Here is a 10,807-nt window from a genome sequence, read left to right as displayed (position 1 = left end):
CACCACGGGCGCCCCGCCCCCGGGTCCCGTGCCGGGGTCCGAGGTCCCGCAGGCGCCGAGCGCGAGGGCGACGGCGGTGGCGAGGCAGGTGCGGGCTCTGGCTTTCACGACAGGTCTCCTCGCAGCGGTGTGACGCGGGTGGTGGTCGGGTGCGTGGACGGGCGCGCGAGCCGCTCACGCCGTGGCCCGCCGGCGCCAGACCGGCCCGTCGGGGAAGCGGTGGGCGGCGATGGACGCGGGGTGGAGCTCGGCGCCGATGCCGGGGGTGGTCGGGGCGAGGTAGTGGCCGTCGCGGATGCGCACGGGGGCGGTGAAGTGCTCGTGCAGGTGGTCGACGTACTCGATGACGCGGTCCTCGGTGGTGCCGCTGACGGCGACGTAGTCGAACATCGCCAGGTGCTGGACCATCTCGCACAGCCCGACGCCGCCGGCGTGCGGGCAGACCGGGACGCCGAACTTGGCGGCCAGCAGCAGGACGGCGACGTTCTCGGTGACGCCCGCGGTGCGGGCGGCGTCGAGTTGCAGGACGTCGAGGGCGCCCGCCTGGAGCAGTTGCTTGAACATCACCTGGTTGTGGGTGTGCTCGCCGGTGGCGACCTTCACCGGGGCGATCGCCCTCCGGATGGCGGCGTGGCCGAGGATGTCGTCGGGCGAGGTGGGCTCCTCGATCCAGTACGGGTCGTGGGGCAGGAGCGGGGTCATCCGGTCGATGGCCTGCCGCACGCCCCAGGCCTGGTTGGCGTCGAGGGCGATGCGGATGTCCGGCCCGACCGCCTCGCGGGCCAGCCGCAGGCGGCGCAGGTCGTCGGCGGGGTCGGCGCCGACCTTCAGCTTGATCTGGGTGAAGCCGTCGGCGACGGCTCGGCGGGACAGGCGGACGAGCTTCTCGTCGTCGTAGCCCAGCCACCCGGGCGTCGTGGTGTAGGCGGGGTAGCCGTGGCGCAGCAGGTGGGCGGCGCGTGCGGCGCGGCCGGGTTCGGCGCGGCGCAGGACGTCCAGCGCCTCGTCGCGGGTGAGGGCGTCCTCCAGGTAGCGGAAGTCGACGAGGTCGACCAGTCGCTCGGGGGACAGCTCGGCGAGCAGTTGCCAGACCGGCTTGCCCTCGCGGCGCCCGTACAGGTCCCAGGCGGCGTTGACGACGGCGGCGGCGGCCATGTGGATGACGCCCTTCTCCGGGCCGAGCCAGCGCAGCTGGCTGTCACCGGTCAGGCGCCGGGAGAACGCGCCGAGGTCGCCCAGGACCTCGTCCACGGGCAGGCCGACGACCAGCGGCGCCAGGGCGCGCACGGCGGCCACCTCGACGTCGTTGCCGCGTCCCACGGTGAAGGCGAGCCCGTGGCCCTCCGCGCCCCCGCTGGTCCGGAGGGTCACGTAGGCGGCGGAGTAGTCGGGTTCGGGGTTCATGGCGTCGGAGCCGTCGAGTTCGCGCGAGGTCGGGAACCGCACGTCGACCGCGTCGACGGCGGTGATCAGCTCAGTCATCGGGTCCGGCGCCCGCGGCCCGAACGCCCCGGCGTCTGCTCGAACGCATGGCGACCACCCCTCGTCGTGTGGTTGCGGCATGTCCGCGGTGCGCCACCTGGACACCGGACATGGGATGGATTTATAGGATCCCGGGAGTTCCGGTGTCCAGGTGGAGCGGCGAATCGAACTCGAAAGTCGGAAGATCTACTGGCCGGCGAGGTCTTCCGGAGTTCACGGCGCCTCCGGCCTCTTTCGGGGAGGTGGGATGTATTGCTAGCCTGCCCACCGCGCAAGCCGCCTCCGGGGAGCCGCCGATGTCACTGACCGACAAGGCCATCGACCGGATCAGGGACCTGATCCAGTCGGGCGAACTGCCACCGGGGGCCAAGCTGCCGCCCGAGCAGCAGTTGGCCGCAGGGCTGGGCCTGTCCCGGAACCTGATGCGGGAGGCGGTCAAGGCGCTGGTCGTCGCTCGGGTGCTGGAGATCCGGCGGGGCGACGGCACCTACGTCACCAGCCTGGCGCCGGAGGTGCTGCTGGGCGGTGTCGCGTCCGCGGTGGAACTCCTCCGCGGCGACACGCTGCTGGAGCTCACCGAGGTGCGCAGGCTCTTCGAGCCGGTCGCCACCGGGCTCGCCGCCACCCGCATCAGCGACGCGGAACTCGCCGTGGTGGAGGGCCACCTCGACGCGATGCGCGCCGCCCGCGACGACGTGGAACTGCTCAACGAGCACGACGCCGCCTTCCACCGGGCCGTCGTCGCCGCCACCGGAAACGCGACGCTGACGACCCTGCTGGAGGGCATCTCCGGCCGCACGGTCCGCGCCAGGGTATGGCGCGGACTGGTCGACGACGACGCGGCGAGCCGCACCCTCGCCGAGCACGAGGCCATCTACACCGCGCTGGTCGACCGCGACGCCGCCCTCGCCCAGGCCGCCGCCCTCGTGCACATCACCACCACCGAGCGGTGGCTGCGCGAGCACGTGGACCGGGACGGCGGCGTCCCACCCGACCGCCGGCGGCAGGCGGGACCCGACGCACCGGAACAGGAGCGGGTGCCGTGATCCGGATCGACGCCCACCACCACTTCTGGCACCTCTCCGCCCGGCCGCACGACTGGCTCGACGACCCGGCCCTGGAGCCGATCCGGCGGAACTTCGGGCCGGCGGACCTGCGGGCGGTGGCCGAGCGGGCCGGGGTGGACGCCACCGTCCTGGTCCAGGTGCTCCCCGATGTCGGCGAGACGGCGGAGTTCCTGGCGGTGGCGGGGGAGTCCGGGCTCGTCGCGGGCGTCGTGGGGTGGGTCGACCTCACCGCGCCCGACGTCGCCGAGCAGCTGGACCGGCTGTGCCGCGGACCGGGCGGCGACCGGCTCGCGGGCGTCCGGCACCTGGTGCAGTCCGAGCCGGACCCCGACTGGCTGGTGCGCCCCGACGTGCTGGCCGGGTTGCGCGCGGTGCGCGACGCCGGGCTCGTCTACGACCTGCTGACCCGGCCGCACCAGCTGCCGGCGGCGCTGCGGGCCGTGCGCGCGGTGCCGGACCTGGTGTTCGTGCTCGACCACCTGTCCAAACCGGACATCGCCGGTCGTGTGCTCCAACCCTGGGCGAGCCGCCTGGAGGCGCTGGCCGCCGAACCGAACGTGGCGGCCAAGGTGTCCGGCCTGGTCACCGAGGCGGACTGGTCGCGGTGGACCGCGGCCGACCTGCGGCCCTACGTCGACGTCGCGCTGGAGGCGTTCGGCCCCGACCGGCTCATGGTCGGCTCCGACTGGCCGGTCTGCCTGCTGGCCGCCGACTACGAACGGGTGTTCGCCACCGCCGCCGAACTCCTCGGCGGGTGCTCCGCCGCGGAGCGGGACCGGCTCTTCGGCGGCACGGCCGCCCGCGTCTACCGGTTGGGGAACCGCTGACGCGCACCACGGCCCTCGCGTCCTGATCGAATCTGATCATAAAAGCACATCGAACAGTGTTGCCCTTCGCTTCTGTCTCAGATTGACTGTTTCGCGCTGTCAAGTGATGAAACGATCGGGGAGAGGGAGGCGAGGCACGTGGAGCAGCGCTACGCGACCGCGCCGCAGCAGGTCCCGTCGATGACGACGGAGGAGCTGCGGCGGCACTACCTGGTGGAGGAGTTGTTCGTCGCCGACGAGGTGCGGGCGGTGCACAGCCACCACGACCGGGTGGTGCTGGTGGGCGCGGTGCCGCGCTCTGGCCCCTTGGGCCTGCCCGGGTTCGCGGAGATCAGGGCCGAGCGGTTCTTCGACCGCCGCGAGGCGGGGATCGTCAACGTCGGCGGTTCGGGGACGGTGGCGGTGGACGGCGTGGAGCACCGGCTGGCCCCGACCGCGTGCCTCTACGTGGGCAGGGGCGCGGGTGAGGTCGTGTTCGCCTCCGACGACGCCGACGCGCCGGCGGCGTTCTACCTGTTCTCCGCGCCCGCGCACACCGCGCACCCGACGGTGCTGGTGGAGCCGGGCGGTGGCACGGTGCGCGAGCTGGGCGACCCGCTGACCTCGAACCGCCGCACGCTGACCCAGTACGTCCACGAGGACGGCGTGCGCAGTTGCCAGGTGGTGATGGGCGTGACCAGGCTGCACCCGGGCAGCATGTGGAACACGATGCCCGCGCACACCCACGAGCGCCGCACGGAGGTCTACCTCTACTTCGACCTGCCCGAGGACGCCCGGGTGGTGCACCTGCTCGGCGAGCCGCGGGAGACCCGGCACCTGGTCGTGGCCGACCGGCAGGCGGTGATCTCGCCGCCGTGGTCGCTGCACAGCGGCGTGGGCACCGCCTCCTACAGCTTCGTCTGGGCGATGGCGGGGGAGAACCAGTCCTTCGACGACATGGACCCGCACCCGGCGGCGGTGCTGCGGTGAGCCCGGAGGTGGCCGGCCTGCTGGACCTGACCGGCCGGACCGCGGCCGTGACGGGGGCGAGCCGGGGCATCGGGCTGGCCGTGGCGCGACTGCTGGCCGCCGCCGGCGCCGACGTGATCGGCATCAGCGCCTCCATGCCCGGGGGCGACAGCGCGGCGCGGGCGGCGGTGGAGGGCGAGGGCCGGGTGTTCACCCCGGTCCGGACCGACCTGTCCGACGCCGGGCAGGTGGCGGAGCTCGGCGCCCTGCTGGCCGGGCGGGAGGTGGACGTGCTGGTCAACAACGGCGGGACGATCCGCCGCGCCCCCGCCGCCGAGCACCCCGACGCGGACTTCGACCACGTGCTCGACGTCAACCTGCGCGCCACCTGGGTGCTCTCGCGCGAGGTGGGCCGGTCGATGCTGGCCCGCGGTTCGGGGCGGATCGTCAACATCGCCTCGATGCTGAGCTTCCAGGGCGGGATCACCGTGCCCGGCTACACCGCGTCGAAATCCGCCGTCGCCGGCCTGACCAAGGCCCTGGCCAACGAGTGGGCGAACCGGGGGGTCAACGTCAACGCGGTGGCGCCGGGTTACGTCGCCACCGACAACACCGGCGCGCTGCGCGCAAACCCGGAGCGCGACCGGGCGATCCTGGAGCGCATCCCGGCCGGGCGGTGGGCCGAGCCCGAGGACATCGCGGGCGCGGTGCTGTTCCTGTGCTCCCGGGCGGCCGACTACGTCCACGGCGTCGTGCTCCCGGTCGACGGGGGGTGGTTGGCCCGGTGAGGGGTGGCGTCAGGCTGGTGCGGTCGAGTCGCGGACGCGCAGGGACGGGGTGATGACCACTCGGTGGGTGGGTCGTCCGCCCTCTCGTAGGACGACCCGCGCAGCGGGGGCCGCAACCCCTGCTCCGACGCCTCCTCCGCACCCCGGACCACCTCCGGCCAGTAGTGGTCCGACGACGGGACCAGGATCCCGACCGTGCCGAGCGGGTGCGGCGGCAACCGGGGTCGCCAGCCGCGTGGGGAGTGCCGGCGGGGCGTGGTGACGCGCTCGTTGACGGTCGTCGCCGCAGCGGAACATCATGAGGCTGCTCGCGGTGGTGCGTGTCGGGTGAGGCGCGAACCGGCCGCACGGCGGTGCGCGGGTGACGCCGACCTTCGAGCGGGACTGGAGACTCCGATGTCCGCAGTGCGCAACCTCGGTGCCGTGCTGGCCGCCGCGTCGGTGCTGGTGACCGGTGCCCCTGCCGCGGTTGCCGCGCCACCGGACGTGGTGCCGTGCCTCGGGACGGCGCTCTGCGCGTCCGGGCAGCTCTCCGACGGCACCCCGTACCGGTTCGCCAAGCCGCGGCGGTGGAACGGCGTCGTGCTGGTCGACCTGGACTTCGCCGACGGCGGACTGACCACGCCGCTGACCGGGAGCCTCGTCGAGCGCGGCTACGCCGTGGGCGGCACGACCAGGACCGTCACCGGGTGGCGCATCGCCCAGGCGATCGACAACCAGGCCGCCGCGCTGGAGCGTTTCGAGGCGGCGTTCGGGCCCGCGCGGTGGGCGATCGCCGAAGGCCGCTCGATGGGCGGGTTCGTGGCTGCGGGCGCCGCCCAGGTCCACCCCGGCCTGTTCGACGCCGCCGTGCCGTTCTGCGGCGGGCTCGGCGGTTCGGTCGGCCAGTGGAACCAGAAGCTCGACACCGTGTTCGCGCTGAAGACGTTGCTGTTCGGCGACAGCGCCCTGCCCGTGACCGGGATCCCCGCCGACGTCGCCGGTGCGCGGGAGCAGTGGATCTCGGCCCTCGCCGCGGCGCAGTCCACGGCGCGGGGGCGGGCGCGCATCGCGCTCGCGTCCGCCATCGGCCAACTCCCGGGCTGGGGGCTCGCGGCGGACGGCACCACGCCGCCGGTGCCGGCGTGGTGGGACGCGGCGGGCATCGAGAACGGCATGTACCAGGCGCTGGCGGGCGGTCCGCTGCCCTACGTCGGGCAGGCGATGAGCAGCAGGCGCGCCATCGAACAGCTGGCGGGCGGGAACCCCTCCTGGAACACGGGGGTCGACTACGGCCGGCAACTCGCCTCGGCCGAACCCGCTCACCAACTGGCCGTCGCGCGGCTGTACGCCCGAGCCGGGTTGGACCTGCGCGCCGACCTCGGGCGGTTGGCCGCGGCACCCCGCGTCGCCGCCGACCCCGCTGCCGTGTCATACCTGTCCAAGGGCATCGTGTTCACGGGTGACGTGCGCGTACCGGTCCTGACGGTCAACGGGCTCGGTGACCAGATCTCCACCGTGGCGCAGCAGCAGTCCTACGAGGCCCTGGCCCGCCGCGAGGGCAACGGTCGGCTCGTGCGCCAGACGTACGTGCGGACCGCCGGGCACTGCACCTTCACCGTCGGCGAGCAGGTTGCCGCGATCGACCGGATGTGGCAGCGGTTGCGCACGGACCACTGGCCCGACCTCTCGCCTCGCGCCATGAACGGGCTCGCGGGCGACGGCCGGTACGTCGACCACGCCCCACCCGTGTTCAACCGACCGTTCGCGGGCTGACGGACACCCCTCGACCCGGCCGGTGCGGCCCGGTCGGGTTCGCGCCGTGATCGATCCGGCTGCCCGATACGTTGACGGCATGAGGGGGACCTACGAGGACGAGGACCACTGGCCGGAGTTCGGCACGCTGACCGTGCGCGACACCCGGGGCGGTGACGGAGGGGACGGCCCGTTCGAGCAGCACGCCTCGCGCGCCCAGCCGTGCGGCACGATCGTGCGCACCGGGTACGGCTGGCTGGAGGCGGCGGCCGGGGACGGACCGGTGGTGGTGCGCATGGAGTCGCACGACAGCCCGCCGCCCGAGGACACCGCCGAGTGGGACGACGTGGTCGAGATCCCCTACCGGAGCCGGTCCGGGGTGGTCGGCCTGACCTACGTGACGGGCGGGCCGGGGGACGAGCACCTCCGGTTGACGGGGCCGGGCCTGTACCGGGTGCGGGTGTGCGCGGCCTCCTCTGCGGACGAGGAGGTCGAGGCGGTGTGGCGGCTGTGCTTCTGGCCGGTAATCGAGGTCGAACCGCCGCGGTGGTCGGCGCGCGCCCGGCCTGCGGTGCCCGTGGGTGGCGGGGGTTGGCGGCACCTGTTCGGCTACCACGTCACCGATCTGCTGTTCGCCGTGTGGGCGGCGCGGGACGCGGACGGCGCCACCACCGTCGACGCGGTGCGGCGATGGGGCGAACGGCACCATCGGGGCGTGGGGTGGCTGGACCGGCCGTTGCCCGAGCCGGTGCACCGCGAACTCGACCCCGCCGACGTCGCCGCCCAGCTGGGCGTGCCCGCGCCGTCGTCGTCGCGCGACCTGTTGACCGTGTTCGCCGCCGCCGGGTTGCTCGTCGCCGACGGGGACGCCTACCGGTGGCCCGAGGTGGAGCCCAGGGCGCAGGACGTGCTGGACCTGTCGCCCGCGCGCCGCGCCGACCTGGTGCTGCGGCAGGAGCTGGACAGGTTCCGGTCTTTCGCCTCCGACCTGGTGTCGGTCGCCCTGTGGGGCGGTGCCCGGCAGACGGTCACCGCGCTGGCGGCGCGCACGCCGGCGACCGGGGACGACGTGCGCGCCACGCTGGACTGGGCCGTGCGGCAAGGGCTGCTGACCGTCGAGGGACCGCTGTCCGGCGAGTTCACGATGGCGGTACCCGCCGCGGGGTGATGCCGCGGCACGGTCCGAAGCGCGACCACCGGGTGCCGGGCAACGTCGTGCACACGAACCGCACGATGCCGGCCGAGCTGCCGAGTCCGTGCCGTGCCGGGCCGGGCAACCCCGTACGACGGCGCCCCCGCCCACCTGCGCGAGACGGGCGCGCGGTACCTGGCCGAGCGCCGACAGCCCTCGCATCCGGCGCAGTGTCCTCTGCCGATCTGGGGAAGTTCTGGGATCGGTCTTGTGCCCCCTCGCGGTGACCCGGTACTCCCGTAGACGGGGGAGGGGGACCGGTGTCGGTGACGTTCGGACTGCTCGGCGAGATCCGGGCGCACGCGTCGGGGGAGGCGGTCGACCTCGGGCACGCCCGGCAGCGGTGCGTGCTCGCGGCGCTGCTGGTGGACGCCAACCGGCCGCTGCCGCTGGACGTGCTGGTCGAACGGGTCTGGGGCGAGCGCGCGCCGCGACAGGCCAAGGGCACCCTCTACGGCTACCTCTACCGGCTGCGACAGGCGTTCGCCGAGGTGGCGGGCGTGCGCATCGACCGCACACCTGCCGGGTACGTCCTGCCCGTCGAGGAGGACGCGGTCGACCTGCACCGGTTCCGGGCGCTGGTGAAGCGGTCCCACGCCGAGCCGGACGACGAGCGGGCGCTGGCGCTGGTGGACGAGGCGTCGGGCCTGTGGCGCGGGCCGGCGCTGAGCAGCGTGGACGGCGACTGGGCCGGCGCGGTGCGGCGTTCGCTGGAACAGGAGCGGTGGGCCGCGCTGCTGCACCGCAACGACGTCGCCCTGCGCCTGGGCCACCACGACGCGATGGTCCCGGTCCTGGCCGAGCTGGCCGACGAGAACCCGTTGGACGAACGCCTCGCCGGGCAGTTCGTCCTGGCGCTGTACCGGAGCGGGCGGCAGGCGGACGCGTTGAGCCACTACCAGGCCGTCCGCCGCCGGCTCGCCGAGGAGCTGGGGGTCGATCCCGGACCGCAGTTGCGCGAGCTGCACCAGCACGTGCTCACCGGCGAACTCCTCCTCCCGGCCGCGCCCACCACCGTGCCCACGCCGCGGCAGCTGCCCGCCGCGCCACGCCCGTTCGTCGGCCGCACCGCGGAGCTGGCCTCGATGGACGAGCTGCTCGGCTCACCCGCCACCTTGGCGATCGTCGGTGCGGGCGGCACCGGCAAGACGTGGCTGGCGCTGCACTGGGCCCACCAGCGGGCCGACCGGTTCCCCGACGGGCAGTTGCACGTCGACCTGCACGGGTTCGACCCGCACGGGCGTCCGACGCCGCCGGCCACCGCCCTGCGCGCCATGCTCGCGGCACTGGGTTCCGACCCGGGCCACGACCGGGGCGTGGACGCGCTCGCCGCCCACTTCCGCACGCTCGTCGCGGGCAAGCACGTGGTGGTGGTGCTGGACAACGCGCACGACGAGGCGCAGGTCGTGCCGCTGCTGCCGGGCGGCTCGACGTGCACGGTGCTGATCACCAGCAGGAGGCGGCTGACGGCGCTGGCCACCGCGCACGGCGCCCACCACCTCGCCCTGGCCGCGATGCCCACGTCGGACGCGGTCGACGTGCTCGCGCGACACCTGGGCCACGACCGGCTCGCGGCGCACCCCGAGGCCCGGCGGTCCATCGTCGAGCACTGCGCGGGGCTGCCCCTGGCGCTGGGCATCGCCGCCGCGCGCGCCGCCGTCCACCCGGAGCTACCGCTGTCCGTGGTGGCCGAGGAGTTGCGGGACGACCGGCTGGACTCGTTGCGCGCCGTGTTCGTCGCGTCTTACCGGGCGCTGGACGCGGAAGCCGCCCGCGTGTTCCGGCTGCTGGCCGTGGCGCCCGGACCCGACATCGAGGTGCGCTCGGCCGCCGCGTTGGCCGGCTTGCCGCTGTCCGCCGTGCGAACCGTGTTGCGACGCTTGGAAAACGCGCACGTGGTCGACCGGCGCGGGACGAGCCGCTACCGGATGCACGACCTGGTGCGCCTCTACGCGGCCGAGCAGCACACCGAGCCGGACGCCGTGAGGGGGCTGGTGGACTACTACGTCGCGACCGCCCACGCCGCCGGCGAGCTGTCCGATCCGCTGACCACCTCCGTTCCCGCGCCCGGGAACGCCGCGCCCCTGGCCTTCGAGGGTGCCGAGGAGGCCACGGCGTGGCTGGTCGCGGAGCACGAATGCCTCCTCGCGGCACAGGACTGGGCCGTGCGGCACGGCGCGCACGCCGCCGTGTGGCACCTGGCGTGGGCGCTGGACCGGCTGCACTGGAGGCAAGGGCTGTCGGACACCCACGTGGAGACCTGGCGCGCGGGCATCGCAGCCGCCGAGCACCTCGACCCGTGGTACCTCGCGCAGGGGCATCGCAGCGCCAGCCAGGCCCTGATGCGGGCCGGTGATCACGAAGGCGCGGAGCGGCACCTGCACGCGGCGCTGGAAGCGTTGCGGCGCGGCGGTTCCCCGGTCGACCAGGGGCACGTCACCCACTCGCTCGCCGCCGTGCTGGGCACCCGGGGCGATGTCGCCGAGGGCGTGCGGTACGCCGAGCGCGCCCTGGACCTCTACCGCCGGGCCGGGGCGGAGGTGTGGGAGGCCAACGCGCTCAACACCCTGGGCTGGTTCCTGGCGAAGAGCGGTGACCCCGAACGCGGCCGGCGGCACTGCGCCCAGGCAGTCGTGCTGTGCCGGGCGCTGGGCTACCAGGACGGCGAGGCCGCGGCCCGCGACAGCCTCGCCCACATCGCGCACACGACCGGCGCGCCGCGCCGGGCGTTGGGCCACTACCGCCGGGCCGTACACCTGCGCCGCGTCC

General features: G+C 74.4%; 8 protein-coding genes. 7 read left to right on the top strand and 1 reads right to left on the bottom strand.

All coding sequences use genetic code 11. The features are described 5' to 3' along the window. Positions 1-174 precede the first annotated feature (174 nt). Complete coding sequence (locus ACFV4N_RS32610; protein WP_499676488.1) at positions 175-1,482, bottom strand: enolase C-terminal domain-like protein; 1,308 nt, start codon at positions 1,480-1,482, stop codon at positions 175-177. 296 nt (positions 1,483-1,778) lie between these two features. On the opposite strand from ACFV4N_RS32610, the gene ACFV4N_RS32605 reads away from it, so the two are divergent. The 7 genes from ACFV4N_RS32605 to ACFV4N_RS32575 form a co-directional block, all read left to right on the top strand. Then, a complete protein-coding gene (locus tag ACFV4N_RS32605) occupies positions 1,779-2,528 on the top strand; it encodes a FadR/GntR family transcriptional regulator (RefSeq protein ID WP_499676487.1) in 750 nt (249 codons plus the stop codon). After that, positions 2,528-3,376, top strand: coding sequence for an amidohydrolase family protein (locus ACFV4N_RS32600; RefSeq protein ID WP_499676489.1), 849 nt, complete (start codon positions 2,528-2,530; stop codon positions 3,374-3,376). The genes ACFV4N_RS32605 and ACFV4N_RS32600 overlap by 1 nt, the downstream gene beginning before the upstream one ends. 138 nt (positions 3,377-3,514) lie before the next feature. Next, a complete protein-coding gene (gene kduI / locus ACFV4N_RS32595; RefSeq protein ID WP_499676486.1) occupies positions 3,515-4,345 on the top strand; it encodes a 5-dehydro-4-deoxy-D-glucuronate isomerase in 831 nt (276 codons plus the stop codon). Continuing rightward, positions 4,342-5,112 (top strand): SDR family oxidoreductase, encoded by a 771-nt coding sequence (locus tag ACFV4N_RS32590; protein WP_499676485.1) that lies wholly within the window; start codon positions 4,342-4,344, stop codon positions 5,110-5,112. Before kduI ends, ACFV4N_RS32590 begins: the two co-directional genes overlap by 4 nt. A 396-nt stretch (positions 5,113-5,508) precedes the next feature. Further along, the gene (locus ACFV4N_RS32585) at positions 5,509-6,867 is read left to right on the top strand and encodes an alpha/beta hydrolase family protein (RefSeq protein ID WP_499676484.1); all 1,359 of its coding nucleotides are present in this window, start codon (positions 5,509-5,511) and stop codon (positions 6,865-6,867) included. A gap of 79 nt (positions 6,868-6,946) precedes the next feature. Further along, entirely contained in the window at positions 6,947-8,014 is a 1,068-nt protein-coding gene (locus tag ACFV4N_RS32580) for a DUF6042 family protein (protein WP_499676483.1), read from the top strand. A 284-nt stretch (positions 8,015-8,298) separates the two neighbouring features. After that, the coding region (locus ACFV4N_RS32575) for an AfsR/SARP family transcriptional regulator (protein WP_499676482.1) at positions 8,299-10,807 on the top strand (2,509 nt) is incomplete at its 3' end.

It is taken from the genome of Actinosynnema sp. NPDC059797 (genome assembly GCF_042732085.1).
Classification (GTDB): Bacteria; Actinomycetota; Actinomycetes; order Mycobacteriales; family Pseudonocardiaceae; genus Actinosynnema.
Note: the sequence above shows the minus strand (reverse complement) of the source record. Positions and strands in the feature narration are given on the sequence as shown.